Here is a 26,055-nt window from a genome sequence, read left to right as displayed (position 1 = left end):
TCAGGAGGCCGTCAGCAACGTGTCGAGCTGACCGGAGCGATCAAGATCATAAAGATCATCGCAGCCACCGACATGGGTTTCCCCGATCCAGATTTGCGGAACCGTTCGCCTGCCGCCGGCGCGCGAAACGAGATCAGCGCGGAGATCGTTGCGGCCGGTCAGATCGACTTCCTCGAATGAAGCGCCTTTGCGCCGCAGCAAGTCCTTCGCCATATGGCAGTAGCAGCAATTCCCAGCCGTGTAGACCGTCACCTTCGGCATTGCTCGGCGCCTCTCAACACGCCATTGGAATAATTCGAATCAAAGGTAACCTGTTCGCGAGGTCATGCAACCTTGCTCTATAGATTTGCGCCGCTGTGCCGCGCCTTTGTCACGCCTTTTGCAGTTTCAGGACTATCGTTCTGAAACAATTGCAAGAGCGAGAACGTCAACGCGCCGGGCGCCTGCGCGTTTGAGGGCGATGGCGGCGGCCGACGCCGTCGCGCCGCTCGTGATCACATCGTCGACCAAAACTATGGCTTTTCCAGACACATTCGGCAATTCGTTCATTGGAACACGGAAAACGCCCGTAACATTCTTAAGGCGCTGCGCGCGCGTCAGACCGACCTGATGCCCCGTCGAGCGCGTCCGGACGAGCGCGAAGGGGTTGACGGGTTTCCCGGCCCTTCGTCCCGCCTCGGAAGCCAAAATCTGGGCTTGATTGAACCGCCGTGACAAGAGCCGCCAGCGCGCAAGAGGCACCGGCACGATCAAATCCGCTTCGGCCATCAGGTCCTGACCCGCGACCGCCATCCAGCGGCCGAACAGACGGCGGGCATTGTGGCTATCGTGAAATTTGAAACCGTGGATCAGCACCCGCATAAGACCGTCAAATCGGGCAACGGCCCGGGCGCGGTCATAGTCAGGTGGATCAGCGTCTGCGGCCGCCGAGATCATCACCCCGCCGGTATCGACGCTAAGCGGTATCCCGAGCCGGTCGCACAGCGGTGGCCGAATGAACGAGACCTGCCGCCAGCAAGACGGGCAGAGGGCATCGTGGTCCATGATGCGGGCGTGGCAGCCGATGCACAGCGGCGGTAGAACGACGTCGAGCGCGCCCCGTGCAATCCGGGTAAGGGGCCGAATGCGGTTCAGGAAGCCGGCTTTCGCCCTGTCCTCGAAGCCCTCATCCGCGCCGATGCTGCTGTTCGCCATTGCATAACTCTAGCCCAACACGCTAACGCGGGCGAGAAAGACATTATCGCCGTTGAGGCGAAAGCGCCGAAAGAAAGCCGATGGCCGTTGCGCCTCAGATCTTCGATCGCAAACTGCTCCGTTGCCGCCGTGATCGAATGGCGGCAGCGGATCGCGGCGGTTCACGGCCCGATTTCCTGCTCGAACGCGTCGCTGACGACTTTGCCGAACGCCTCGTCTTTGTCCGTCGCGAGTTTCCCATTGCCGCGAGCCTTGGAGACCATCAGGGCCTGCTGGCGACGCGGCTTCGAAGCCTGCCGACCGTAGGACACGTTTTGGATGTCGAGCCGTCCTTCCGATCGCTTCCCCTCGATGGCGGATGGCGCCTCGTCGCCGACGAGGAAGCCCTGCCGTTGGCGCCGTCCAGCTTGGATCTGATCGTCTCCGGCCTGTCGCTTCAACTCGTCAACGACCTCCCCGGCGCGCTCATCCAGATCAACCGATCACTGAAGCCGGACGGGCTGTTTCTGGGTGCTCTGCTCGGCGGCGAAACCCTCAAAGAACTGCGGGAGGCTTGGATCCTGGCCGAAGACGAGCTTTCGGGGGGTGCCTCTCCCCGCGTTGCACCCTTTGCCGACGTTCGTGACCTAGGCGGTCTCCTTCAACGCGCCGGATTCGCGCTGCCCGTCGCGGACAACGACATCGTCGAAGTCACCTATTCCTCACCCCTGACCCTGATGCAGGAATTGAAGGCAATGGCCGCGAGCAACCCGCTGATCGAGCGCCGTCGCTCACCTGTAACGCGCGGTCTGCTGCTGCGCGCCGCCGAGATCTACCAGGACCGCTTTGGCCTTCCGAATGGCCGCATCCCGGCAACGTTCGAGATCGTGACGCTGACGGGCTGGGCGCCTCACGAAAGCCAGCAGAAGCCGCTGCAACCGGGATCCGCCGAAGTCAGCCTCGCCGCTGTCCTGAGAGATCGCTCAAGAGATCCCGGAGCCACGGAATGAGTGGCTCATCCGCAGGCGGCATCGGATAGCGAACAAGGTCGATCCCGCGCACCCATTTCACGGTTTGCCCCTCGCGCGGATTGATTTCGCCGTCCCAGGTTCGGCAAAGATAGAGCGGCATCAGAAGATGGAATTTTTCGTACGCATGGCTCGCGAAGTTGAAAGGCGCAAGGCACGTTCGGCAAAGCTCGACGTCAAGCTCTTCCTTGATCTCGCGGCAGAGCGCATCTTCCGGTGTCTCGCCCGCTTCGACCTTGCCGCCCGGAAACTCCCAAAGCCCGGCCATCGATTTCCCTTCCGGGCGTTGCGCGATCAGGACGCGATTGTCGTCGTCGATCAACGCCACGGCTGCGACGAGCAGCAAAGGCTTGCTCATGCTTTTCGCCTCAAGACATAGGCGATTTCTTCGAGCTTGGTCACGCCGCGCTTTTTAAGATTGTCGCTGGCTGCGAGCCCGTCCCGCTCTTCAAGGATTTCGATATCGAACAGCTCGCCGTAGAGCGTTCGAACTTCTTCTCTCGCGACCGAGAATGGCGGCCCGGCAATTTCGCCGTCCGGATATTCGATCGCAATGGTAAGCATCACGGCTTCGCGCGGCAGGACGCTCGAAAGCTTTGCTGCGTATTGCGGCCGCATCTCCGGCGGTAAAGCAATCAGCGCCGCACGATCGTAGCAGGCGACAACCCCCAAGAGCGCGTCGACAGGCAGCGCAAAGAAATCACCCTGGTAGATTTTGAACGCATCGGCCTCAAAGACTCGAAACGGCCCGCCCTCCGTTACGGTTGGCGAAAGCCCGGATTCCTTGAAGAAATCACGAACTGCCAATTCCGATAGTTCCGCTCCGATCACCTGATGGCCTTGCTCGGCAAGCCAAACCATGTCGCGAAGTCTTGCCGCAAAGCGGCACGAACACCTTGCTTCCCCTTGCGAGGGCAAGCGCCGGCCAAAAGCGCTGCAACTGATCGTGGATGTGCGGCTGGTGAAAACCGATCTCGCCACGTTCCCAACGATTATGCCAGAAGCTGTGCTCCACGAGCGTTCAATCCTATCGATAGCGGATTAACTCCGGTAGTCCGCGTTGATCGAGATGTACTCGTGCGTCAGGTCGCACGTCCACACCCTGGCTGCGGCCTTGCCGACGCCGACATGCACGCGGATCAAGATTTCGCCGTTCTTCATATACGCCGCGACCGTCTTTTCATCGTAGTCGTCGGCCCGCTCCCCGTCGCGAGCGACGCAATGCGGTCCGAACCAGATCGACAGTTTATCGCGGTCGGCCGCTTCGCCCGACTTGCCGACCGCCATCACGACGCGCCCCCAGTTCGGGTCTTCACCCGCAATTGCGGTCTTGAGAATGGGCGAATTCGCGCACGATAACGCGATTGCCCGTGCCGCGTGCCAGGACTTTGCGCCGGCAACTTCGAACGTAACGAACTTCGATGCGCCCTCGCCATCTTTCGCCACCTGGATCGCGAGGTCGCGCATAAGGTCAACGAGGGCGTCCGAAAACGCCTGCAGCTTCTTCGACGATGCCTTGGTGACGAGTTTTTGTCCGCGCGCCTCCGCAGCCCCTGTCGCAAAAATGAGGCAGGTGTCGCTGGTCGAGGTATCGCCATCGACCGTCATGCAGTTGAAGGTCGTCTGCGCGTGCTCCGCCAGAAGCTCCTGCAACGCTTCCGATGCTATCGCTGCATCCGTGAAGATGAAGCACAGCATCGTTGCCATGTCGGGCGCGATCATGCCGGCACCCTTGCAGAAGCCGTTGATCGTCACTTCGACGTCGCCGATCAGCGCTGTTCGCGTCGCGAGCTTCGGATAGGTATCCGTCGTCATGATCGCCCGAGCCGCCGTCTCGAACGCATCAGGCTCGGTGCGACCGGCCAGATCGCTAAGGAGGTGCGCGAACTTCTCCGCATCGAGCGGCTCGCCGATGACGCCGGTCGAAGCCACGAACACCTCGTGGGGTTTGCAGCCGACCGCCTCAACCGCATGCTCAACTGTGATGTCGACCGCCTCGACGCCCTTCTTGCCGGTAAAGGCGTTGGCGTTTCCGGAGTTGACGACGAGCGCCCGCGCCGCGCCCTTTTTCAAATGCTTGCGGCACGCAAGGACTGGCGCTGACGCCGTCTTCGATTGCGTCAGAACCCCGGCGACCGCCGTTCCTTCCGCCAAGACGGCGAGCAGAAGATCAGTCCTGTCCTTGTATCGGATGCCGGCTTCGGCGGTGGCGAAAGCCACGCCCTCGATCGCCGGCAGCTTGGCGAGGGTTTCGGGCGCGAACGGCGATACGCTCGTGATTTTGCCCATGGCGGGACCTCCGAATTGTCGAGAGGCTCCCTGAAACAGATCGGGCCGCCATAATCAAGCGGCCCGGCTGCAATCTTTTGATCTCAGCGATCTTTTGGAACGGACGCGAAGGCTCAGGGCTTGGCGGCATCCGTCGGCGCGTCAGCCGGTTTTGGCTGCGACTGCTTCTGAATCATGGCGTTGCGTTCGTCGGCCGCTTTCTTGATATCCGGATCGACGATCTCGATTTTCGACTTCGCGCGAAGGGCAACCGCGGTCTGCTGGGCTTTACGCAACAGCAAGGACTGCATGATGCGGTCCTTGACGACGTCGAACGCCGGGGGCTGTTTCGTCCGCCGATCCTCGAGTTTGACGAGGTGCCAGCCGAACTGCGTCTTGACCGGGTCGGACACCTGGCCCTTTTGCAGCTTGAACACCACGTCTTCGAACTGTGGCACCATTTGCCCGTGGCCGAAGTAGCCGAGGTTGCCGCCGTCGTCTTTCGAACCCGGATCCTTCGAGTTTTCTTTCGCGAGCTGGGCGAAATCGGCGCCTTTGTCGATCTTTTCCTTCAAAGCTTTGGCCTGTTCTTCCGTATCGACCAGAATATGGCGCGCCGATACTTCCTCTTCCGGCTTCAAAAGCTTGACCTGCTCGTCATAGATCTTGCGGGCTTCGTCTTCGGTCACCGAACTTTTGATGACCTTATCGAAATAAAGCTCGCGCAGCGCTCGCCGCTTCAAATAGGCAAGGCGCGTCTGGAAGTCGGCGCCCTGGTCAAGCTTTTCACTCTCAGCGGCCTCGGCAAAGAGTTGATTGTCGATGAGAAATTCGAGCAGCGAGACTCGCTTTTGGGGGCCCGGCATCGTGCCCATGTCCGAACCGATTTCGCTTTCCGCGACGGCGAGGTCGCCCTCCGTAATCGGTTTTCCGTCGATTGTCGCGATGACCTTATCCTCAGCGGAAGCCGCCAATGGCAGAGCGGCGCCGGCGAGCGCGAATGTCAGGATGGCAAAAGCGATGCGCTTCATCAGCGTGGGGCTCCACTTCGGGGTTTAGGTCGGAAATAATGGCCGTATCACCGCTTATTCAGGCACGACGGCGTATCCGCACACTGGCGGCCAACAAGCGCGCCTCGATAGCGGCATGACGGCCGAAAACCAAGTTAATTCTTGGCCATTGCCCAAAAATCACCTTCCTTGGCCGCCCCCGGCAAAACATTGACAGTCAGGGGGGCGAGTTCTTATGTGTCCGCTTAATTCGGACCGGGCCTCAAGGCCCGTACTGACCGCGCAATTGACAGCGCCGAGGGAACGCGAATGCAGGCGTGGCGGGGAGGCCCTTGCCGCGCATTTTTTGCTGAACGCTTCCCGGCGCATGAAGCTTGAAAACGCCGTGCTGACGCGCGGCCATACGGATTTTGTAGGGACGGAACTTAGAGATGCTGTCGTTCGGAAACATCGCTTCGAAAATCTTCGGCTCTTCCAATGAACGGCGGGTGAGAGGCTTTCGTTCGCGTGTCGCCGCGATCAATGCCCTTGAAGCGGAAGTTCAGAATCTCTCAGACGAAGAATTGCGCGCGCGCACCGAGACCTTCCGCAAGCAGCTCGCTGAAGGGACCTCGATCGACGATCTGCTGGTTCCCGCTTTCGCCACCGTCCGCGAAGCGGCCAAGCGCACGCTCGGTCAGCGCCACTTCGATGTCCAGCTTATCGGCGGCATGGTCCTTCATCAGGGTGACATCGCCGAAATGAAAACCGGCGAAGGTAAAACCCTCGTCGCCACACTTCCCGTTTATCTCAACGCCCTCACCGGCAAGGGCGTCCACGTCGTCACCGTCAACGACTACCTTGCCAAACGCGACGCCGAATGGATGGGCCAGGTCTATCGCTTCCTCGGACTGACGGTCGGCGTCATCATCCATGATATGTCGGATGAAGACCGCAAGGCCGCGTACGCCTGCGATGTGACCTACGGCACCAACAATGAACTTGGCTTCGACTATCTTCGCGACAACATGAAGATGCACTATCCCGAGATGGTGCAGCGTGGACATGCCTACGCCATCGTTGACGAAGTCGACTCGATCCTGATCGACGAGGCGCGCACACCGCTCATCATTTCCGGTCCGCTCGAAGATCGCGCCGATCTTTATCAGCAGATCGACGAGATGATGAAGATCGTCGCGCCCGAAGACTTCGAGCTTGATGAAAAACAGCGTCAGGTTTCTTTCACCGAAGCCGGCAACGAAAAAATGGAACGCACTCTCGAAGCCGCCGGGCTCCTGAAGGGCACGCTCTACGATATCGACAACGTCACGATCGTTCACCACCTGACGCAGGCGTTGAAGGCTCATAAGCTTTTCCAGCGCGACAAGGATTACATCGTCAAAGGCGGACAGGTCGTCATCATCGACGAGTTCACCGGCCGCATGATGCCGGGACGGCGCTATTCGGAAGGTCTGCACCAGGCTCTCGAAGCCAAGGAGCACGTCGAGGTCCAGCCCGAGAACCAGACGCTAGCCTCGATCACGTTCCAGAATTACTTCCGCCTCTACAAGAAGCTCGCCGGCATGACCGGCACGGCCATGACCGAAGCCAGCGAGTTCCTCGATATCTACGGCCTCGAAGTCATCGAGATTCCGACAAATCTTCCCGTCAGCCGTATCGATGAGGACGATGAAATCTATCGCACGCAGCGCGAGAAGCTCGCCGCCATCGTGCAGTCGATCGCCGAAGCCAAGAGCCGTGGCCAGCCGATCCTCGTTGGAACCACCTCGATCGAGCGCTCCGAGCAGCTCTCCGAGCTTCTGAAGGATAAGAAGTACATCAAGGATCTCGCCCGCCAGCTTGACGAGCAGGCTGCCGCCATCAAGCCGGGCAAGGAGGAAGAGCTTCGCAAGCATTTGACGGATATGGCCGCGCTGCTCTCGAAGCTCGCCAACGACGCCAAGGGCAACGCATATCCGATTCCGCATCAGGTGCTGAACGCCCGCTATCACGAGCAGGAAGCCAACATCGTCGCCCAGGCCGGCCAGCCCGGCGCGGTGACGATCGCCACCAACATGGCGGGCCGCGGTACCGACATTCAGCTCGGCGGCAACGCCGAATTCCGCCTGCGCGATTGGATCGGCGAGGAAACCGAGAAGGGTACGCCTCCGGACGAGTCTGCGATTTCCGCAAAACGCGCTGAACTCGTTGCCGATGTCGCCGACAAGAAGAAGAAGGCGCTGGAAGCCGGCGGCCTCTACGTTCTCGCCACCGAGCGGCACGAAAGCCGCCGCATCGACAATCAGCTGCGCGGCCGCTCGGGCCGTCAGGGCGATCCAGGCCGTTCGAAGTTCTATCTTGCGCTCGATGACGACCTGATGCGCATCTTCGGCTCGCAGCGCATGGACAAGGTGCTGCAGACGCTGGGCCTGAAGGAAGGCGAGGCGATCACGCATCCCTGGATGAACAAGTCGCTCGAAACCGCGCAGAAGAAGGTCGAGCAGCGCAACTTCGACATCCGTAAGCAGATCCTGAAGTACGACGATGTGATGAATGACCAACGCAAGGTCATCTTCGAGCAGCGTCTCGACATCATGGGCCAGGAAGATGTTTCCGAGACGGTCGTCGAGCTGCGCAACGAACTGATCGATGAGCTGGTCACGCGCTTCATCCCGCCCGCCGCCTATGCCGAGCAGTGGGACGTCAAGGGCCTGACCGAACAGATCAACGGCGTCTTCGCCCTCGATCTGCCGATCGAAGCGTGGGCGGCCGAAGAAGGCATCGCCGACGAAGAAATTCGCGAGCGCATCAAGGCAGCGGTCGATGCCAAGGTCGAAGCCAAGACCAAGGAACTCGGACCAGATCTCTATCGCCAGATCGAGAAGATGGTTCTGCTGCAAACCCTCGATCATCTCTGGCGCGAGCACCTCGTTACGCTCGAGCATTTGCGTCAGGTGATCGGCTTCCGCGCCTACGGTCAACGCGACCCGCTGAACGAATACAAGTCCGAGGCGTTTATTCTGTTCGAAAATATGCTCGGCCGTCTTCGCGAAAACGTCACGGGCCAGATGATGCACGTCGAGCTGGCACCGCCAGAGGACCAGCCGCTGCTGCAACCTATCGATCTGCCGCCGATGGAGGCGCATCACGTCGACGCCACGACGGGCTATGACGAGTTCGAGCCCGATCCCGAGCTGGCGCTGGCGGACGCTGCAATCGCGGGCGCCCGTGCCCGTCGCAACACCCCGCCCGAGCCTGAAAAGCGTGCGCCGCTGCAAAGCCGCCGCGCCGAGGGTGCCGTCGATCCGAACGATCCCGCCACCTGGGGTCGCGTCTCGCGCAACGCCCTTTGCCCGTGCGGCTCAGGCAAGAAATACAAGCACTGCCACGGCAAGATGGACTGATCGCGCGATCAGTCCGTCTTTGCCCGCGCTTTCATCGAACTATCAATGTCCGTTCGTCTTGCCGGCGTTTTCCGGCGCTTCGCCGGCGTGGCCATGCGCGCCGCCCGCGATGCGATCGGATAGCGCCAGCAATACGCTTGAGACGACGAACACCAAATGGATGATGACCAGCCAGAACAGTTCTTTCTCGCGTTCCGGCGTCACGGTCCCAAGCGCCATGAACTGACGCAAAAGCTGCACGGCCGAAATCGCGACGATCGATGACAGCATCTTGAGCTTCAATGCCGAAAAATCGATCGTGCCCATCCACTCCGGGCGATCGCCATGGGTCGAATGATCCATCCGCGACACGAAGTTCTCATAGCCCGAGAAGATCACGATGATCAGCAGCGATCCTGTCAGCGTCAGGTCGACCAGCGTTAAAAGCCCGAGGATCACATCCGATTCGGTCGACGTGAACGCGCCTTCCGCGAGATGCAGAAGCTCCATGATGAACTTGATCAGAAGAATGAAAAGGGAGATCGCCAGTCCGAAATAAAACGGCGCCAGCAGCCAGCGCGCGCTGAACAGCAAGTTCTCCATGAAGTATTCGACGCGCTTCAAAATGGTCTTCTCGGCCATTCAGGTGATCCTTGCTCCGTTGATGGGGACTGCAATCCTCAGCCTAGCAACTGGCGTCGGGCGCCGCTAGGACCGCGCGGTGATGGCATAAGTGGACTATCGGTGGCTGCGCACAAGACTCGCTTCCGCTACCGGATAAGAGGCCAGGAAAACATCGGAGGCGGGGTCTCGCTTTCGAGGCTCGTCTGGATCTGAGGTATCGGGGCGGTCTTGGATTCGGCGGTTTGCGTTTCGGGCTTCGCTAGCACGGCGTTCGGTGCGGGCACGTTATTCAGCCATTGGTCCTGCTCACGGATCGACGCAAGCGTCGGGCCGCAGACATCGAACGCGCCCGGAAGCGCCGCCGCCGGCGTTTCGCTGAAGATATAACGGCCGCTGCATACACCGATCATCGGTGGCCGCTTTGTCCGCTCGAACAGATCGTAGCCTTCCTTCAGATTGGTCCAGAACGACCTCCAGGGCGACGCGCTCTGGGCCAGCATGTTTTCGTTCGTCATCCGGAAGGGAAGAACCTGCACCGGTACGAGCTCTTCTCCCGAGTCGATTGCCGCAAGCGTCAGCTGATGGATTTCTTCCGACACCGGATTGGTCATTGCAAAGCAGCCGACCGACGAACAGCCGCCATGTATCAGAATATCCGAGCCCGTCCGTGCGTGCGATTGGTCGAGGACGTTCGGATAACCGATATCGATCGAAATCGGCCATCGGCCGACATGGCGCGCCTGCGCGCGCGATACCGTGTAGAAGCCTTCCGGCGCTTGCCGGTCGCCGTCGCGCAGCTTTGGGCCGAGAGTGCCCGACCAATGGCAGATGGGATAGGTCGCAAACAGAATGAACGGCCCACCCGTCTCTTTCTGCTTCCAGATTTCGAGTTCGGATTCGGCCTTGAAGATGCGGATGAGAATGGGCGAGGCGAGCGTGACGCCCTTTTCACGCAACCGCTCCTGCAGCACGGCGACGTTCGGGGTGCCGGGCAAGGGCAGCGCTCCGGTCGCTGCGGCGCGCTGGCGCTCGACCCGATCAGGCGCCACGTCCTTCAACTCGATCGTCAGCGCCTGCGCGCGCGTATCGGCGATGAGGCAGAACATCATCGCCGCGACAAGCCTGAGACGCGAAATATCGAACGACAGCATGGAATTTGCGACCGGGATTCTGCTCCTGCGCGACCCGCACATTATCGCCTGTCGCGTGCCAATTCTAAGTGACTTTTTCGGAACACTCGTACGGATAAGCGCGCTTGCGATGAGCTAGCTTTTGGCGGCCTCCCCCGCGCACTTGTCGTCTATCGGATCGGCACCCGCTGCGCCCCTCTCTCCCGCCTCGAACCGGTATTCCCCGCCACAGACGCTGACCTTGGGGGCTAATCCGCTCGCTTCGAAAAGATCATTGCCCGCTTTGAGGTTGTTCCAAAAACCGGCGTTTGGACTGCTGGCATATCGCGCCATCCGGTCGGAAGACATCCGGAACGGATAGACCTGCACCTGGAACCGCTTCTGTCCGCCCTGAAGCGCCGCCGTCACCAGCTGCCAGATCTCCTGCATCTGCGCGTTCGTCATCGCGAAACAGCCGATCGAGGCGCAGCCGCCGTGAACCATGATCAGCGAACCCGTCCGCCCATGAGCGCGATCGAACGCGTTGGGATAGCCGAGATTGAATGACCGGTACCACCGGCTGTTGGGATTGAGCGCGCTCGAGTTGACCGTGTAGAAGCCCTCGGGGGCCTGGACGTCGCCTTCACGGAATTTCGGACCGATGCGTCCTGACCACCGGCAGATCGGATACGTCGCGAACCGATGGAAGACGCCGTCGCGCTGCATCCAAAGCTCAAGCTCGAATTCACTCTTGAAGATCCTGACAAGGATCGGCGAACCCTCTTTGAGGTGAGCTTTCTCCAGACGTTCAGGCAAGCGCGAAAGGTCGGGCTCGCCCGGCATCGGCAACCCGAAGCTCCATCGCATCTGACGCTGGCTTCGTTCGAATTTGATCAGCGCACGGTCGCCGTCGGGCAATAACGGCAGCCACCTTGGCAACGTCACGACTGCCGCCGCGCCGAGTGCAAACAACGCCGCGGTTATCAGCAGGGCTCGAAACGCCGACCGTTTTGGCAATCTCGACACTATGGGCTCGCTTGCGCTTGTTATTTGCTCATCTAACGCACGGCCGCGGGCTCAGTTTGCATTTGCGACGGGCGACGAGGCAATGGCCGATTGCACGCTCTGTTGCCGTTTGGCCTTTTCGATGTCTGCGAGCGTCGGCTCGTTATCGGGGTCGGTGATGCCCTTCAATTTGTTGCCGTTCGCGACCTCGGTTTCGCCGGGCTCGGGCAGCGGTTTAAATGCAGTCACGATAGGTCGCGCGAGCGGCGGACAAGCACCCGCCGGATCAGGACGGCTGCGAGCCACCGTGTCGACGACATAGCGCCGTTCGCAAACCGTCACACTCGGCGGGATGCGATATGTCTCGAAGTAGTCGTAGCCCTGTTTCATCGTTTTCCAGAAGCCGTACCACCTGTTGTTCTTCTCGCGCGCCATGCGCGCATTGGTCATCCGGAATGGATAAGCGTGGAGCTGGAAGCTCGGCTGCCCGGCTTTGAGCGATTCGCGTGCTAAGCCGTAAATCTCTTCCATCAGCGCATCCGTCATCGCGTAGCAGCCTGCCGACCGGCAATTGCCATGCACCATGACGGAATCGCCCGTGCGGCCCCACGATTTGTCGTAGGCGTTGGGATACCCGAGATTGAACGACAGATAATACTTGGAGTTCGGGTTCATCAGCGCGGGCGTGATGGTGTAGAAGCCCTCAGGCGCCTGCCGGTCGCCATAGTTCTGCTTTGGGCCGATTTCGCCCGACCAATTGCAGATCGGATAAGTCTTGAAATGATAGAAGCGCCCGTCGTCGCGTTGCTTCCAGATTTCAAGCTCGGATTCTTCTTTGAAAATCCTGATGAAAATCGGTGAGGCGGGCTGCATGCCCTTCTTGGCGAGCGATGTCAGCGTTTCTTTGGCGAGCGGCACGTCGGCGGGCGGCGGAATTGTTGGCGTGTTCGAGCACGCAGCCAGCATCAGCCCGGCAGCGGCCACCGAAAAGGCGCGCCGGACGGCTGCCCAAAATGACGAGCCAGTGTAGGTCCCCACCAATACGTCGTTCCCGTACCGTTAGATTTTCCCCGTTCCGCGAGGCTGGCGGACGAATGACACACTAAACTCACCGCACTAACTGAGATTCAAACAGCTCCCAGTCAACTCAAGTATCGTGTCAAAATGCGGCGCGCGAGCGGCGAGGCATCAGCGTTGCTGAAAGGCCCCAGGCCTCAACGGCCGATCGACAGAAAACGTTCGTGGCGCTGGGCGCGAATTTCATCGGGCGACTTTCCATCGAACTCCGACAGCATCCTCGCAATCGCATTGCCGGTGCCGATGATCACCGATTCGCGATCGCGATGCGCGCCCCCCGTCGGCTCTTTCACAATGCCGTCGATAACACCCAGCTGATCGAGATCCTGGGCCGTGATCTTCATGGCGGTCGCGGCTTCTTCCTTCTTGTTGCTGTCGCGCCAGATGATCGAAGCGGCACCTTCCGGCGAGATGACCGAGTAGATGGCATGTTCGAGCATAAGAATACGGTTCGCCGTCGCAATCGCGATTGCGCCGCCCGAGCCGCCCTCGCCGACAATGACGGCGACGATCGGCACGCCGAGCCTCAGGCAGCATTCGGTCGATCGTGCGATGGCCTCGGCCTGGCCACGTTCTTCCGCCCCGATGCCCGGATAAGCGCCGGGCGTATCGACGAACGTGATGATCGGCAGATTGAAGCGATCTGCCAGCTCCATCAGACGCACGGCCTTTCGGTAGCCCTCCGGACGCGCCATTCCGAAGTTGTGCTTGATGCGCTGCTCGGTGTCCGCACCCTTCTCGTGCCCGAGAACGACGACCGAGCGGTTGCGGAATTTCCCGATGCCGCCGACGATCGCTTCATCTTCCGCGAAATAGCGGTCCCCGGCGAGCGGCGTGAAATCCTCGATCAGGCCGCCGATGAAATCGAGCGCGTGCGGACGTTCCGGATGGCGGGCGACGAGCGTCTTCTGCCACGGCGTCAGTTTAGCATAGGTGTCAGCAAGCGCGGCTTTCGCCTTCTGCTCAAGCTTCGTGATCTCGTCCGCAATCTGCGGACCTTTGCCCTCAGTCTGTAGGGCCTTCAGTTCTGCAACCTTGTTTTCGAGTTCGAGAATGGGCTTCTCGAAGTCGAGATATGTACGCAGTGCGGTGGTGGCGTTCACAGAGCTTTGGCTTTCCTGGCTGTGCAACTGAAGCGTGCGGCCGTAGCCGTTTCACGCGCGACATTCGCCACGGCTGGCTGCGGGTGTCAAGGCGACAGACCCTCCCGCCGGGCGCTTCGGACCGGTGGACCTCGCGAATGCTTAACTTTCGCCTTCCGACAGCCGTCTGACGATCGGGGCGACCGCAAACATAAGCGCCGCCGCCACCGCCACAAGCCCGGCCTGGGCCAGGAACGAAAGGGCGAGCGCATCGGGGTCGCTCGTCGTGAAGGCGCCGCCGATGTCGCCTGCAAGCTTGTCGCCGAATGCCGTCGCGAGGAACCAAAGCCCGAGTACCTGCCCCGACATGCGTTGCGGCGCGATCCGCGTCATTGTCGAAAGTCCGACCGGGCTCAGCATCAGCTCGCCGACCGTGAAAAGAAAATAAAGGCCAAGCAGCCAAAGCGGAGACACCCGTCCATCCGAAGCCAGATTGGCAGCAGGCACCATCAGTAGAAAGGAAGCGGCGAGAAACGTCAGTCCGAGGCCGAATTTGACGGGCGAGGTCGGCTGGTGATTGCCGAGCTTCAACCACAGCGCCGCAAATAGCGGGGTCAACATAATGACGAAGATAGGATTGGCGGATTGGAACCACGACGATGGGAACGGCATCCCAAGCACCTCGTTCCGCGTCAGAGTATCGGCGAACAAAGATAGCGTCGTGCCCGCTTGCTCGAAGATCGCCCAGAACACCATCGCAGCGAGGAAGTAGACGCCGACGGCCGCCATGCGCCGCGCATCTGGGCTTTGTCGTGTCGCGCCATAAGCGATGCCCATCAACGGCAAGACAACGAAAAGCCACCGCAGCCATCGGAAGCCGTTGACGTCGGACAGCAGCGCCAAGGAAAGCAGCCCGATCGTCACCGCCGCCATGTAAGCCGCTTGCCGCGGAAATGACGATGACGGTTCCTGTTGCAAGCCTTCATGGTCTCTGAGATGGCGCATGTTGCGGGCAAAAAGCACCATCGAGATCGTCATGCCAACTCCCGCCGCGCCGAAGCCCCAATGCCAGCTTTGCATCGGGTCGAAGCCGGCGGCGGAAAGCCAGGACTTGAAGGTATCGCTTTGCGCGAGAAATCCGGTGACGAGCGGCGCCAGGAATGCGCCGACGTTGATGCCCATGTAGAACAGTGAAAATCCGGCATCGCGTCTGTTGTCGTCCCGGTCATAGAGCGCCCCGACCAAAGCCGAGATATTTGGTTTGAAGAGCCCAGTACCGACGGCGATAAGAATAAGTCCGAAATAGAACGTCGGCATCGATGGCCACGCCAGCGAATAATGCCCCGCTGCGATCAGCATGCCGCCGAACAGAACGCTCCGTTTCGCTCCGATGATCCGATCAGCGATGAAGCCGCCGGGGAGCGCCAACAGATAAACGGCCATGCCGTAGGTGCCGTAGATGCTTCCGGCGGTCGGCGTCGCGAAGCCCAGCCCCCCTTGCGCCACTGGCGCGACCATGAAGAGGACGAGCAGCGCCCGCATCCCATAGTAGGAAAATCGTTCCCAAAGCTCGGTGAAATAGAGCGTCGAAAGCCCGCGCGGATGTGCACCGAGGCCGAGCCAGGCGCCACGGGCATTCGACGCGATCGACGCCATGAATCCGTGAGTGGCTTGCTCTTGGCTGTCCTGAGACGACATTACGCGCCTTTATCGCCGGTCATGCAGACGTCCGTTGGCCGCGCCGTGGCAGCTTGCGGGCAGCGTTTATAGGATACTCGTGGTCTCCTGACATTCTCGTTCCTCGGAAAGAAGAAGTTGTCGCGCTTGGCTGCTCCCTTCGCGCCGGCGCCTTAAGGTCCGAAAACCGTGGCGCGCGTTACGTTTTGTTCTTGGCAAGCGGGTGATGCGCCTGGACGAGCGCCTTCAACCGTTCCTGCAACACATGCGTATAGATCTCCGTCGTCGAAATGTCAGCATGACCCAAGAGTTGCTGAACTGCACGCAAATCTGCGCCACGGTCCAGAAGGTGGCTCGCAAACGCATGGCGCAGCACGTGAGGGGATACGCGCTCGGGCGAAATTTTTGCCGCCATGGCAATTTCTTTCAGATCCAGCGCGAAACCCTGACGCGTCACGTGCCCGAGCGCCGCGTTAGACGGAAACAGCCATTCCGAATTGTCAAAGCGCCCGGAAACTCCGAGAAAAGCATCTAATGCGGCCCGCGCCTTGGAGTTGAGCGGAACCATGCGCTCTCGGCCGCCCTTACCCTTGATTGTGAGAACGCGCGTGTCGCCGCGGAGCACGCTTCTCGGCAGCCCAACGAGTTCCGAGACGCGCATCCCCGTGGCGTAAAGCAGTTCGAGCAGGCAGTGGAATCGCAGGGCGCGGAACAACGCCCGTCCTTCCTGGCCTTCGCATTGCTTTTCCGACGCCGTCAGCAAACGGTCGACCTCGTCGACACTCAAGACTTTAGGAAGCGCACGCCGCTTTTTGGGACCCTGCAGCCCTGCCGTAGGATCGTCGGAGACGACGTCTTCCGCAACAAGGAACCGGTAGAATTGTTTGATCGCCGACAGACGCCGCGCCCGCGATGTGGGCGCTTGCCCTTCGCTCGCGAGCAGCCCGAGATAGTCCAGAACGTTATCGGCAACCGCATCTGCCGGTGCGATGCCTTTCGTCACGAGGAACCCGAGATAGCCGTCAAGGTCCGCTGCGTAAGCTTCGATCGTATTGGCCGATGCGCCCCGCTCGGCCGAAAGCATGGCGAGAAAATCCGCGACATGATCGTTGCGCCCCGCGGCAGACGTCATCACGCCCTCAGTTCGTTTCCGTGCGCGGCCAGGTCGGTAGGACCGCTTCGAGTCCGAGTCGCCGCGCATCGGCTTCGAGCCCGGCGCGCTTCAAGGCGCGGATGCTATCTCCGAGCGCGATCAGATTCGCGTCGGCGGCGCCGTTTGGTCCGAGCGCTTTCATGACCAGCAAAACGGTTCGTCCGAATTCCTGCTTCTTCGACGCGACCTGCAGCTCGGTCAGCACTCCGGTCTCGGGCAGGTATCCGGAGGTCGGTTGAGTGACCTTATTCGCGGCATCCCAAAGCGGAATGGGGACGAGATAGTCGAGCGCCTCCATGACCGTGGTCAGCCGGTAGAGCGCCACCGGCGGAAACCGTCCGCTCGAGGCATAATTTTCGAGTTCCGCAAAGCTCTGGCCGCGATCCGGCGCATTCGGATCGGCAATGTCGATGAGTGCGCTCCAATGGCCGAGCGCCGGACCGCCGTCCTGGTCGGCAATCTGAATCCACCGTCGCGCCATGTCGAAACGGCCCGAAGCCAAACCGATCTCGACGCCCGTTTCGGCGAACCAGCCGACCTCGGGCGCCGGTTGAAGATCTGCGGTCGCCTGCGAGATCATTTGCGCGCCGATCATGCCCAGACCTTCGCGCTTGACGTCGTCAAGAAAGGCGCGAATGAGCCGCGCTTTGCGCATCGGCGTGTGTTCCTCTTCCGCAGCCTTGAAAAGCGCGGCGCGACGCAGAACTCCTTTCGGACCACCGCCGTTCAAAAGCTCGTCGGCGGCGACTTGGGGCGCGTTGACGCGATAGATGCCGGCAAGCATTTGCGGCGTCAGGGCATTGAGGCGCGCGGCGGCTTCGGTCGCGGGAAGCCCGAGATCAACGGGTGTGGAATGGTCGGTCGCGAGCGAGACAAGAAGGGCCGGCTCGCCTTTCTCCAGCACGAGCTTGTGCGGTAGCCCTCCGACCCGCTCTGCGATCCGGTAATCGAGAAGTGTGATCTGTTTCGTTTGCGTGAAGCGCGGCTTCGAGCCGATCGAGAAAGCATCGAGCGCCTCAAGCCCGGGCGAGGTTTCGACGCCTTCCTCGCGCGCCATGTCGGCAGCCAAACCGGCCGCGGATTTATCGCCCTGCGATGCAGAGCAATACCCGGCCATCAAGATGACTTGGCCCTTGAGCCGTGCCGGAATGGCGCCTTTCAGCGTGGCGGAGCGCGAAACCAGTTCGCAGGCTTTGTCGGCATGCCCCGCCGCAAGCTCATTGCGGGCTTCAAGCGTCACGAGCAGCGGATTATCGCCCGGCGGCTGTTTTGCGAATTCGGCGGCGGCTTCACGTGCAAGCCCCGATCGATAGAGCGCTTCGAGTCGCAGCGCCGTAAAGCTGCTGTTCGATTGATCGCCCGTTTGCGACGTGATGAGCTTCTTCCAGAGTCCATGCAGCGCCGGCGAACGCGGTGGAATTTCGATCGTTGCGATCAGCTTTTCGAGCGATCCGACGTCCATGCCTCCCCACAGCTCGTAGGGAAGGCCGGAACCGTCTCCCGACATCACCGGCGCGAGGTCGCCCTTGTCGACGGCGGGAGGAATTGTGTCTCGCATGACGGAATCGCCGGGGCTCGACGGAAAGCGCTTGCTTGCACCTGACGCTGCGCCGCCCCCCGATGGCTGCGCCCACATATCGTCGCCGCCACCCGCCGGAGCGCCGAGGGGCTGCAGATAGCTTCTTTTGTCGGGAGGGGGCGAATAGGCGTCGTCGTGGACGGGCCGCTTCCGGTTCGTTGTGGCTGGCGCACTGTAGGAACTGTCGCCCGAAGGATCTTGCGCCATCGCAGGCAGCGACGAAGTACCGATGATAACCGGCATCAGCCCCGCAAATAAAAGGCGCTGCGCTACCGCCCTCAGGTTTCGGTGTGTATGCACCATAGCTTCACCGCCGGATTTTCACGCCTTGGACGGGCTTGCTGATCGTCTGTTGCTCAGGCTCGAACCGGGTGGCCAGCACGTAAAGGCCACCGAAAACTGCAGCGGCAAGTGCACAAAGTACAAACAATAGCCGGAAAAGGCTCGGCATTTTCTCCCCGTCCCGGCCTTTTAGGTGAGCACCCTTGATGGCGCGATTATGACTCGCTTCGCCATTTGAACGGAACCCCCCAGACGTCGAAAGAGCGTCGGGCTCTGCACCGGCATGAATATTGGGCAGGGTTCGAGTTTGCGAACGATTTTGGTTCGTGGCATGAGGGCGCCCATATGACCATTCCGCCACGAGGCCTACCGCCCGAAACTAACCGATTCGCCGGACCTGTCGGCGCTGAGATCCCATGACCGAAGCGGAAGCGATCGACCTCGCAAAAAAACGCATCGCCAGACGGCCGATCGTGCTGGTCGGCCTGATGGGCTGCGGCAAGTCATCTGTCGGCAAGCGTTTGGCATTCAAGCTCAATCTGCCGTTCATCGACGCCGATGAAGAAATCGAACGTGCCGCCGCCAAGACCATCAACGAAATTTTTGCCGACCACGGCGAGGCGCACTTCCGTGACGGTGAGCGCAAGGTTATCGCTCGGCTTCTCGGCAACGGTCCGCAGGTTCTGGCGACGGGCGGCGGCGCCTTCATCCATCCCGAAACCCGTCAGCGCATTAAGGACGGCGCGTTTTCGATCTGGCTCCGCGCCGAATTGCCCGTACTGATGCGGCGCGTGACCAAGCGCGACACCCGGCCGCTGCTGCGCGAGGGCAATCCGGAAGCCACCATGAAGAAGCTGATTGACGCGCGATATCCGATCTACGCAGAAGCCGATATGACAGTCGAAAGCCGCGACGAGCCCCACGACACCATCGTCAATGAAATCATCACGCGAATAGCGACGGGCGTCGACGGCGCTCCGCCGGTGTCGCTCGACGCCAATCCGTCGAGGACCGTTCGCGTCGAACTGGGCGACCGCTCCTATGATGTTCTGATCGCCCGCGGACTTCTTCGCGACGCGGGAGCCATCATCAAGGCCCGCTTCGGCCAGTTGAAGTGCGGCGTCGTCACCGACGAGAATGTGGCCCGTCATCATCTCGCAACGCTTGAGGAGAGCCTCAAGGCCGAGGGCATCTTCGCTGGTTCCGTCGTGATGAAGCCCGGGGAAGCGACGAAGAGTTTCCGCAACCTCGCCGAGCTTTCAGAAAAGCTCCTGGAACTCAGCCTTGAGCGGGGCGATCTCGTGCTGCCGTTCGGTGGCGGTGTCATCGGTGATTTGGCGGGCTTTGCCGCCGGTATCTTGCGCCGTGGCGTCCGCTTCGTTCAGATCCCGACATCCCTCCTCGCCCAGGTTGACAGCTCGGTTGGCGGCAAGACGGGCATCAATACGCCCCAAGGCAAGAACCTCATCGGCGTCTTCCACCAGCCGAGCCTCGTCATCGCCGATACGTCCGTTCTGACCACGCTTCCGCCGCGCGAAATGCGAGCGGGCTATGCCGAGGTCGCAAAATATGGGCTGCTGGGTGACGCGAACTTCTTCTCTTGGCTCGAATCTCATTGGCAAGGCGTGTTCGGCAACAACGGCCCGACGCTAACGACCGCCATCGAAACAAGTGTCGCCGCCAAAGCCGCGATCGTTGCGCGCGACGAGACTGAAACCGGCGACCGCGCACTCCTCAATCTCGGCCACACGTTCGGTCATGCGCTCGAAGCATGGACGGGTTATTCCGATCGCCTGCTCCATGGCGAAGGCGTCGCCATCGGAATGTGCCAGGCCTTCCGCTTCTCCGAAGAGCTGGGACTATGCCCGTCCGGAACCAGCGAGCGCGTAACCGCGCATCTGCAAGCCGTGGGACTTCCGACCAAAATCGCCGACATCCCCGGCGCAAAGGCCGATGCCGCTGAGCTTCTGCGGCTGATGGGTCAGGACAAGAAGGTCAAGGCCGGAAAGCTCGCGTTCATCCTCGTGCGCGGCATCGGGCAGGCGTTCGTAACGCGCGATATCGCCCCCGACACGGTGTTGGCATTCCTGAAGCGGGAAATCGAACGCTGACAGCATATTCCTTTCCCGTCGCCGATCTGTGCTAGATTGCGCCCTCCCCAGGGCGGAATAGCGAACAAATTACTCCGATGACCATAGTCATAAGCTTCGTTGCCATCCTTTTGCTCATCGTTTTGTCGGCTTTCTTCAACGTCAGCGAAACGTCACTGACGGCAGCATCCCGGGCCCGCATGCACGCGCTCGAGGAAGACGGCAATACCGCTGCTGAAACCGTCAATAGGGTGCTGTCGCGACCCGAAAAGATGATCGGCACAGTCCTGCTCGGCAATACGCTCGTCGATACGCTGGCTGCGGCGCTCGGCTCCAATATTGCCGTCCACCTCTACGGCCAGGTCGGCGTCGCTTATGCCACGGCTATCATTACGATCCTGATCGTCATCTTCGCGGCCGTTCTGCCGAAGACCTATGCCCTTGCCTATTCCGATCGCGTTGCGCTGGTCGTCGCGCCGGCGATGCAATGGCTGATCTATCTTTTGACCCCATTCACGAAGGCGATCGAGTTTGTCGTCCGTCACATCCTGATCCTGACACCGGGAAAGGCCGACGACGCCTCCAATATTCTGGCCGCCCACGAGGAAATTCGCGGCACCATCGATTTGCAGGCCAAGGAGGGTACGGTCGCAAAAGGCGATGCGGAGATGCTGGGCGGCGTGCTCGATCTCGGCGATCTGCAGGTCGCCGACATCATGGTTCATCGCACCAAGATGGAAACCGTCAACATCGACGATCCGCCGGCGAAGATTCTCGATCAGCTGATGCGCTCGCAATATACCCGCATGCCGTTGTGGAAGGACGAGCCGGAGAACATCGTCGGCGTGCTCCACACCAAGGACCTGCTGCTGGCCTTGTCGCGCAACGGTTGGGAGCCCGACAAGCTCGACATCATGAAATCGGCAACGGAACCGTGGTTCGTTCCCGATACGACGACGCTGCGCGATCAGCTCAATCAGTTCCTGAAGAAAAAAGTGCAGATGGCCCTCGTCGTCGACGAATACGGCGAGGTCCAGGGCCTGATTACGCTTGAAGACATTCTGGAAGAAATCGTCGGCCAGATCACCGACGAGCATGACAATCCCGATAGCCATATCCGGATGCAATCGGACGGCACCGTCAATGTCGACGGCACTGTTGCAATTCGCGACCTCAATCGCCATCTGGATTGGGATCTTCCCGACGATGAGGCAACCACCGTCGCCGGCCTCGTCATCCACGAAGCCCAGACCATTCCCGAGCCCGGTCAGGTTTTCACCTTCCACGGCTACAGGTTCGAGATCTTGCGCAAGAGCCGCAACCGGATCATGGCGATCCGCATCAAGCCGCTCGCGTCAGGGCCTCCGGTCGCATCGGCTCCGGCTCGGTCGGCGCGCTGAACCGGTTTCAGCCGTGCGAAATGGAAGTCTTCGGAAGCGCCTCTCCGGGTGCGATCGTCGACAGCGCGAGCGCATGAATTCCACCCGCGAGTTCATCTTTCAGCAACTCATTGACGAGCCGGTGTCGGTCGACGCGCGATTTTCCGGCAAACGCCTCAGAAACGATAAGAATTCTAAAGTGGCTTTCGCCCGTACCCGGCGAATTACGATGGCCTGCGTGCAACTCGGATTCGTTGATGACGTCGAGCCGTGTCGGCTTCAGTCCCACCATCAGCTTTTCGCGAAGTCGGCCCGTTACGGACATGATTTTCTTCCAACGTGATCGAGCGTGCTGCTTTGGTGTGATGTGGCCTTAAAAGGAAACAGCCTATTAATGGATTGACTGCACAGTCCTGACGGAAATCAAGCGTTTTCTTGCCGCCTTGTTTCGGCGCGTTCCAACCCTCATAATTCTGCGATGAAGCTGGATTCAAAATTTTTCGATAGCATTCGCGTCTCGTCCAAGCGCCAGCAAAGCGCCAAAGCCGAAACGCGTGCGCCTCTCTGCCAGTGGAAGGGCTGCGATAAGCCAGGCGCGCACAAGGCTCCAAAGGGCCGGGGCCGCGACGGCGAATATTTTCATTTCTGCATCGAGCATGTCCGCCAATACAATCAGGACTACAATTATTTTGACGGCATGAGCGACGCGGAAGTCTCAAGCTTCCGCAAGGACGCGATGACCGGACATCGCCCGACCTGGAAAACAGGCGCAAACGCCTGGGCGCACGGCACGCGCGACGGTTCGCAGGACGCTGACGCCGCTGCTCGCGTCAAGGCAGGCACCGAGCGCATGGCGCGCAAAGTGCGCTCGTCTCGGACGGCAACCGCGCCGACGTTCCGCCGTCAGTTGAAGCCGCTCGAGCGCAAATCGCTTCGCGTCCTCGATCTTGGCGACGATGCCGGCCGCGAAGAGATCAAGACCAGGTTTAAGGAACTCGTGAAAATTCACCATCCCGATGCCAACGGCGGGGATAGCAGGTCTGAGGAAAAGTTGCGCGAAATCCTGCAAGCCTATAACTATTTAAAGCAATCTGGCCTGGCTTAATCCTCCAAGCCTCTGAAACAGGAATGCGCCGAAAGAGTTGCCCCTGTTCGAGGTTTTAGCGGCAGCTCGGCGATCCGATCGGGAATCCAATGGAAATGCGCACGTCTACCAGCGCGAACGGCGCGGCCGCCGCCAATCTTCCGGACATGAAATTGTCCGTTCGCCAAGTCTTCGGCATCGATAGCGATCTCGAAGTTCCCGCTTACTCGAAGCCGGACGATCACGTACCGGATACCGATCCCGATTATCTTTTCAATCGCGACGTCACGCTGGCGATCCTTGCCGGCTTCAAGCACAACCGCCGCGTCATGATCCAGGGCTATCATGGCACCGGCAAGTCGACCCACATCGAACAGGTCGCCGCGCGCCTCAATTGGCCCTGCGTTCGCGTCAATCTCGACAGCCACGTCTCGCGCATCGATCTCGTCGGCAAGGACGCGATCGTGCTGAAGGACGGCAAGCAGATCACCGAATTCAAGGAAGGCATTCTTCCTTGGGCGCTTCAGAACAACATCGCGTTGGTTTTCGACGAATACGACGCCGGCCGGCCGGACGTCATGTTCGTCATCCAGCGCGTGCTGGAAGTTTCGGGCAAGCTGACCCTTCTCGATCAGTCCAAGGTCATCCGTCCGCATCCGGCTTTTCGCCTGTTCTCGACGACGAACACCATCGGCCTCGGCGATACGTCCGGCCTCTATCACGGCACGCAGCAGATCAACCAGGGCCAGATGGACCGCTGGTCGATCGTTGCGACGCTGAACTATCTGCCGCACGACGACGAAGCCAAGATCGTCCTCGCGAAGGTGAAGTCTTTTGCCAAGACCGACGCCAAGCGCAAGCAGGTCTCGCACATGGTTCGCGTCGCCGATCTCACCCGCTCCGCCTTCATCAACGGCGATCTTTCGACCGTGATGAGCCCGCGCACGGTCATCACCTGGGCCGAGAACGCCGAGATCTTCGGTGACATCGGCTTTGCGTTCCGCGTCACGTTCCTGAACAAGTGCGATGATCTCGAAAAGCCGCTTGTCGCCGAGTTCTATCAGCGGTGCTTCGGCGAAGAGCTTCCTGAAAGCACAGCCAACGTCGCATTGAGCTGATCTGATCGACCGGGGCCGCGAGATGGGCCGTATATGAGTTCCACCACCAAACGCCGCGAAGCGCCGTCCGAACCGTTGAAGCGCGTGCTGGCGCCGGCGGTGCGCGCCATTGCGGGCGACGGCGAGCTTGAGGTCGATTTCGGCCCGGGAAAGGGTGACGTCTCCGGCAACGCCGTCCATCTCCCCGATCTGCCGCGAGCCCCTTCCGCCAAGGACATCGCTCTCGCACGTGGCTGGGCCGACAGTCTCGCTCTGCGCGTCGGCTGTCACGACGCCAAGCTCCATCGCCGCATCGCGCCTCCTGCCGGACCGGCGCGCGCCGTCTTCGAAGCCGCCGAGCGCGCCCGCATCGAAGGCGTTGGCTCCGCCCGCATGCCCGGCATGGCGGCGAACCTCACGGCCCGCCTTGAAGATCAGTACAGCCACGGCCGCTTTCGCTCGGTCGCAACGCGTGCCGAAGCGCCGCTCGAAGACGCGCTCGCACTTCTCATCCGCGAACGTCTGACGGGCCAGACGCCTCCGCCGTCGACTAAAGGCCTCGTCGACGTCTGGCGCTCGCTGATCGAGTCGCGCGGCGGCAAGCTTCTGAACAGGCTCGAGACACTTTCGGAAAACCAGGAGCAATTCGGCCGCCAGATCCGCGATCTTCTGAAGATTCTGGAAATGGTCGATCAGAGCGATCAGCCGCAGCCCAACGAAGACGAAGAAGAAAACGAAGAAGGCGCCGCCGAGGGCGGTTCGGAAGAGTCCGACGAGCAGAGCGAGGAAGCGACCGACGGTCAGGACCAGGAAAGCGAGGAGCAGCAATCGGAAGGAGATCTGTCCGAAACCGAGGAAACCATGGAATTGGGCTCGACAGAGCCCCAGGACCTCGACGACGGCGAGATGAACGACGAAGAGACGCCCGCTCCCTGGCGTCCGAACATGACGGTTCTCGATAATCCCGAGGCCTTTGGCTACAAGGTTTTCACACGCGCCCACGACGAAGAGGTCGGCGCCGAGGAGCTTTCAACGCCCGAAGAATTGGAACGTCTTCGCGCCTTCCTCGACAAGGAGCTGAAGACACTTTCCGCCGCCGTCGCCAAGCTCGCGAACAAGCTTCAGCGCAAGCTTCTGGCGCAACAGAACCGCGGCTGGGATTTCGACCTTGAAGAAGGCCAGCTCGACGCCGCCCGTCTGACTCGCATCATCACCGACCCTACCGGAGCGCTTTCCTTCAAGCGCGAGCGCGATACCGATTTCCGCGATACCGTGGTGACGCTGCTGCTCGACAACTCAGGCTCGATGCGCGGCCGGCCGATTATGGTCGCAGCCTGCTGCGCTGACATTCTTGCGCGAACGCTCGAACGCTGCGGCGTCAAGGTCGAGATCCTGGGCTTCACGACCAAAGCCTGGAAGGGCGGTCAGTCGCGCGAGGAATGGCTCGCAGCCGGCAAGCCGCCGGCGCCTGGCCGTCTGAACGATCTCCGTCACATCATCTACAAGACGGCCGACGCGCCATGGCGCCGCTCCAAGAATTCGCTCGCCTTGATGATGCGCGAAGGATTGCTCAAGGAAAACATCGACGGCGAAGCGCTGGCATGGGCGCATTCCCGCCTCGTCAATCGGCCCGAGCAGCGCCGCATTTTGATGATGATATCGGACGGTGCGCCCGTCGACGATTCAACCTTGTCGGTAAACTCCGGCAGCTACCTCGAGCAGCATTTGCGTCAGGTCATTCACGAGATCGAAAATCGCTCGCCGGTGGAACTGATCGCCATCGGTATCGGCCACGACGTGACGCGCTATTATCAACGCGCTGTCACCATCACCGACGCTTCCGAGCTTGCCGGCGCCATGACCGAAAAACTCGTTGAGCTTTTCGAAGAACAGCACCAGGCCGACAAGGCCGCCGCTGGCCGGAAGTCCAGTCGCAGCCATTGAGGCTTCATTTGCCAGCGATTTTTTGTCGACGA

Annotated in this window: 23 protein-coding genes and 1 pseudogene; 8 read left to right on the top strand and 16 right to left on the bottom strand. The window is 60.7% G+C overall.

Going from position 1 to position 26,055, the window contains the following annotated elements; genetic code table 11:
* Together grxC and QM780_RS14135 are read right to left on the bottom strand one after the other, a co-directional pair.
* Window positions 1-261, bottom strand: a complete 261-nt coding sequence (grxC, locus tag QM780_RS14140) for a glutaredoxin 3 (protein WP_415071090.1) — start codon at window positions 259-261, stop codon at window positions 1-3.
* 132 nt (window positions 262-393) lie between these two features.
* Window positions 394-1,194 carry a ComF family protein gene (locus QM780_RS14135; RefSeq protein WP_415071089.1) on the bottom strand — a complete coding sequence of 267 codons (801 nt, stop codon included), beginning with the start codon at window positions 1,192-1,194 and terminating at the stop codon, window positions 394-396.
* Window positions 1,195-1,274: 80 nt separating this feature from the next.
* Here QM780_RS14135 and QM780_RS14130 point away from each other — a divergent pair, with 80 nt between their 5' ends.
* Window positions 1,275-2,183 carry a methyltransferase domain-containing protein gene (locus tag QM780_RS14130; protein ID WP_415071088.1) on the top strand — a complete coding sequence of 303 codons (909 nt, stop codon included), beginning with the start codon at window positions 1,275-1,277 and terminating at the stop codon, window positions 2,181-2,183.
* Here QM780_RS14130 and mutT read toward each other — a convergent pair.
* From mutT to QM780_RS14105, 5 genes are all read right to left on the bottom strand, one after another.
* Window positions 2,128-2,559, bottom strand: a complete 432-nt coding sequence (gene mutT, locus QM780_RS14125; RefSeq protein WP_415071087.1) for an 8-oxo-dGTP diphosphatase MutT — start codon at window positions 2,557-2,559, stop codon at window positions 2,128-2,130. The two genes, QM780_RS14130 and mutT, sit on opposite strands and share 56 nt — an antisense overlap.
* Window positions 2,556-3,062 (bottom strand): thiopurine S-methyltransferase, encoded by a 507-nt coding sequence (locus tag QM780_RS14120; RefSeq protein WP_415071086.1) that lies wholly within the window; start codon window positions 3,060-3,062, stop codon window positions 2,556-2,558. The genes mutT and QM780_RS14120 overlap by 4 nt, the downstream gene beginning before the upstream one ends.
* On the bottom strand, window positions 2,995-3,216 hold the full coding sequence (locus QM780_RS14115; protein WP_415071085.1) for a hypothetical protein: 222 nt from the start codon (window positions 3,214-3,216) through the stop codon (window positions 2,995-2,997). Before QM780_RS14115 ends, QM780_RS14120 begins: the two co-directional genes overlap by 68 nt.
* A 26-nt stretch (window positions 3,217-3,242) precedes the next feature.
* Entirely contained in the window at window positions 3,243-4,490 is a 1,248-nt protein-coding gene (gene argJ, locus QM780_RS14110) for a bifunctional glutamate N-acetyltransferase/amino-acid acetyltransferase ArgJ (protein ID WP_415071084.1), read from the bottom strand.
* Window positions 4,491-4,603: 113 nt separating this feature from the next.
* The gene (locus QM780_RS14105) at window positions 4,604-5,500 is read right to left on the bottom strand and encodes a peptidylprolyl isomerase (protein ID WP_415071083.1); all 897 of its coding nucleotides are present in this window, start codon (window positions 5,498-5,500) and stop codon (window positions 4,604-4,606) included.
* A 410-nt stretch (window positions 5,501-5,910) separates the two neighbouring features.
* Between QM780_RS14105 and secA the strand changes: the two are divergent.
* Together secA and QM780_RS14095 are read left to right on the top strand one after the other, a co-directional pair.
* Window positions 5,911-8,674: pseudogene (secA, locus tag QM780_RS14100) on the top strand (preprotein translocase subunit SecA); the annotation flags it as partial.
* A complete protein-coding gene (locus QM780_RS14095; RefSeq protein WP_415072047.1) occupies window positions 8,653-8,862 on the top strand; it encodes an SEC-C metal-binding domain-containing protein in 210 nt (69 codons plus the stop codon). The pseudogene secA and the gene QM780_RS14095, both read left to right, overlap by 22 nt.
* A 42-nt stretch (window positions 8,863-8,904) precedes the next feature.
* Here QM780_RS14095 and QM780_RS14090 read toward each other — a convergent pair whose 3' ends face one another.
* The 8 genes from QM780_RS14090 to QM780_RS14055 all read right to left on the bottom strand — a co-directional run bounded on the left by QM780_RS14090 (window position 8,905) and on the right by QM780_RS14055 (window position 18,390).
* Complete coding sequence (locus QM780_RS14090; RefSeq protein ID WP_415071082.1) at window positions 8,905-9,483, bottom strand: TIGR00645 family protein; 579 nt, start codon at window positions 9,481-9,483, stop codon at window positions 8,905-8,907.
* A 128-nt stretch (window positions 9,484-9,611) separates the two neighbouring features.
* Entirely contained in the window at window positions 9,612-10,616 is a 1,005-nt protein-coding gene (locus QM780_RS14085; RefSeq protein ID WP_415071081.1) for a L,D-transpeptidase family protein, read from the bottom strand.
* A gap of 114 nt (window positions 10,617-10,730) precedes the next feature.
* The gene (locus tag QM780_RS14080) at window positions 10,731-11,600 is read right to left on the bottom strand and encodes a L,D-transpeptidase family protein (RefSeq protein ID WP_415071080.1); all 870 of its coding nucleotides are present in this window, start codon (window positions 11,598-11,600) and stop codon (window positions 10,731-10,733) included.
* 51 nt (window positions 11,601-11,651) lie between these two features.
* Window positions 11,652-12,617: a L,D-transpeptidase family protein gene (locus tag QM780_RS14075; RefSeq protein ID WP_415071079.1), complete on the bottom strand. Its 966-nt coding sequence runs from the start codon at window positions 12,615-12,617 to the stop codon at window positions 11,652-11,654.
* A gap of 176 nt (window positions 12,618-12,793) precedes the next feature.
* On the bottom strand, window positions 12,794-13,741 hold the full coding sequence (locus QM780_RS14070) for an acetyl-CoA carboxylase carboxyltransferase subunit alpha (RefSeq protein ID WP_415072046.1): 948 nt from the start codon (window positions 13,739-13,741) through the stop codon (window positions 12,794-12,796).
* Between the two features lie 159 nt (window positions 13,742-13,900).
* Window positions 13,901-15,436: a peptide MFS transporter gene (locus QM780_RS14065; protein WP_415071078.1), complete on the bottom strand. Its 1,536-nt coding sequence runs from the start codon at window positions 15,434-15,436 to the stop codon at window positions 13,901-13,903.
* A gap of 178 nt (window positions 15,437-15,614) precedes the next feature.
* Complete coding sequence (locus QM780_RS14060) at window positions 15,615-16,547, bottom strand: site-specific tyrosine recombinase XerD (protein ID WP_415071077.1); 933 nt, start codon at window positions 16,545-16,547, stop codon at window positions 15,615-15,617.
* A 7-nt stretch (window positions 16,548-16,554) separates the two neighbouring features.
* The gene (locus tag QM780_RS14055; protein ID WP_415071076.1) at window positions 16,555-18,390 is read right to left on the bottom strand and encodes a hypothetical protein; all 1,836 of its coding nucleotides are present in this window, start codon (window positions 18,388-18,390) and stop codon (window positions 16,555-16,557) included.
* A gap of 455 nt (window positions 18,391-18,845) precedes the next feature.
* Between QM780_RS14055 and aroB the strand changes: the two genes are divergently transcribed.
* A complete protein-coding gene (aroB, locus tag QM780_RS14050) occupies window positions 18,846-20,540 on the top strand; it encodes a 3-dehydroquinate synthase (protein WP_415071075.1) in 1,695 nt (564 codons plus the stop codon).
* Between the two features lie 77 nt (window positions 20,541-20,617).
* Window positions 20,618-21,919 (top strand): HlyC/CorC family transporter, encoded by a 1,302-nt coding sequence (locus QM780_RS14045; RefSeq protein ID WP_415071074.1) that lies wholly within the window; start codon window positions 20,618-20,620, stop codon window positions 21,917-21,919.
* 7 nt (window positions 21,920-21,926) lie between these two features.
* On the opposite strand, the gene QM780_RS14040 is transcribed toward QM780_RS14045, so the two are convergent.
* Window positions 21,927-22,223 carry a BolA family protein gene (locus QM780_RS14040; protein ID WP_415071073.1) on the bottom strand — a complete coding sequence of 99 codons (297 nt, stop codon included), beginning with the start codon at window positions 22,221-22,223 and terminating at the stop codon, window positions 21,927-21,929.
* 153 nt (window positions 22,224-22,376) lie between these two features.
* Here QM780_RS14040 and QM780_RS14035 point away from each other — a divergent pair, with 153 nt between their 5' ends.
* From QM780_RS14035 to cobT, 3 genes are all read left to right on the top strand, one after another.
* Window positions 22,377-23,003: a J domain-containing protein gene (locus QM780_RS14035; protein WP_415071072.1), complete on the top strand. Its 627-nt coding sequence runs from the start codon at window positions 22,377-22,379 to the stop codon at window positions 23,001-23,003.
* Between the two features lie 95 nt (window positions 23,004-23,098).
* Window positions 23,099-24,100, top strand: a complete 1,002-nt coding sequence (cobS, locus tag QM780_RS14030) for a cobaltochelatase subunit CobS (protein WP_415071071.1) — start codon at window positions 23,099-23,101, stop codon at window positions 24,098-24,100.
* 33 nt (window positions 24,101-24,133) lie between these two features.
* Window positions 24,134-26,023, top strand: a complete 1,890-nt coding sequence (gene cobT, locus QM780_RS14025) for a cobaltochelatase subunit CobT (protein WP_415071070.1) — start codon at window positions 24,134-24,136, stop codon at window positions 26,021-26,023.
* Window positions 26,024-26,055 lie beyond the last annotated feature (32 nt).

Origin of the sequence: Hyphomicrobium sp., assembly GCF_047600905.1 — a bacterium.
Classification (GTDB): Bacteria; Pseudomonadota; Alphaproteobacteria; order Rhizobiales; family Hyphomicrobiaceae; genus Hyphomicrobium_B.
Note: the sequence above shows the minus strand (reverse complement) of the source record. Positions and strands in the feature narration are given on the sequence as shown.

Excerpts from the sequence above, each read along its gene's own strand:
- QM780_RS14055 (WP_415071076.1), bottom strand. The coding sequence starts at position 18,390 with ATGCCGGTTATCATCGGTACTTCGTCGCTGCCTGCGATGGCGCAAGAT.
- QM780_RS14105 (WP_415071083.1), bottom strand. The coding sequence starts at position 5,500 with ATGAAGCGCATCGCTTTTGCCATCCTGACATTCGCGCTCGCCGGCGCC.
- QM780_RS14065 (WP_415071078.1), bottom strand. The coding sequence starts at position 15,436 with ATGTCGTCTCAGGACAGCCAAGAGCAAGCCACTCACGGATTCATGGCG.
- QM780_RS14040 (WP_415071073.1), bottom strand. The coding sequence starts at position 22,223 with ATGTCCGTAACGGGCCGACTTCGCGAAAAGCTGATGGTGGGACTGAAG.
- mutT (WP_415071087.1), bottom strand. The coding sequence starts at position 2,559 with ATGAGCAAGCCTTTGCTGCTCGTCGCAGCCGTGGCGTTGATCGACGAC.
- QM780_RS14085 (WP_415071081.1), bottom strand. The coding sequence starts at position 10,616 with ATGCTGTCGTTCGATATTTCGCGTCTCAGGCTTGTCGCGGCGATGATG.
- cobS (WP_415071071.1), top strand. The coding sequence starts at position 23,099 with ATGCGCACGTCTACCAGCGCGAACGGCGCGGCCGCCGCCAATCTTCCG.
- grxC (WP_415071090.1), bottom strand. The coding sequence starts at position 261 with ATGCCGAAGGTGACGGTCTACACGGCTGGGAATTGCTGCTACTGCCAT.
- QM780_RS14135 (WP_415071089.1), bottom strand. The coding sequence starts at position 1,194 with ATGGCGAACAGCAGCATCGGCGCGGATGAGGGCTTCGAGGACAGGGCG.
- QM780_RS14090 (WP_415071082.1), bottom strand. The coding sequence starts at position 9,483 with ATGGCCGAGAAGACCATTTTGAAGCGCGTCGAATACTTCATGGAGAAC.
- QM780_RS14130 (WP_415071088.1), top strand. The coding sequence starts at position 1,275 with ATGGCCGTTGCGCCTCAGATCTTCGATCGCAAACTGCTCCGTTGCCGC.
- QM780_RS14060 (WP_415071077.1), bottom strand. The coding sequence starts at position 16,547 with ATGACGTCTGCCGCGGGGCGCAACGATCATGTCGCGGATTTTCTCGCC.
- QM780_RS14120 (WP_415071086.1), bottom strand. The coding sequence starts at position 3,062 with ATGGTTTGGCTTGCCGAGCAAGGCCATCAGGTGATCGGAGCGGAACTA.
- QM780_RS14045 (WP_415071074.1), top strand. The coding sequence starts at position 20,618 with ATGACCATAGTCATAAGCTTCGTTGCCATCCTTTTGCTCATCGTTTTG.
- argJ (WP_415071084.1), bottom strand. The coding sequence starts at position 4,490 with ATGGGCAAAATCACGAGCGTATCGCCGTTCGCGCCCGAAACCCTCGCC.
- cobT (WP_415071070.1), top strand. The coding sequence starts at position 24,134 with ATGAGTTCCACCACCAAACGCCGCGAAGCGCCGTCCGAACCGTTGAAG.
- QM780_RS14035 (WP_415071072.1), top strand. The coding sequence starts at position 22,377 with ATGAAGCTGGATTCAAAATTTTTCGATAGCATTCGCGTCTCGTCCAAG.
- aroB (WP_415071075.1), top strand. The coding sequence starts at position 18,846 with ATGACCGAAGCGGAAGCGATCGACCTCGCAAAAAAACGCATCGCCAGA.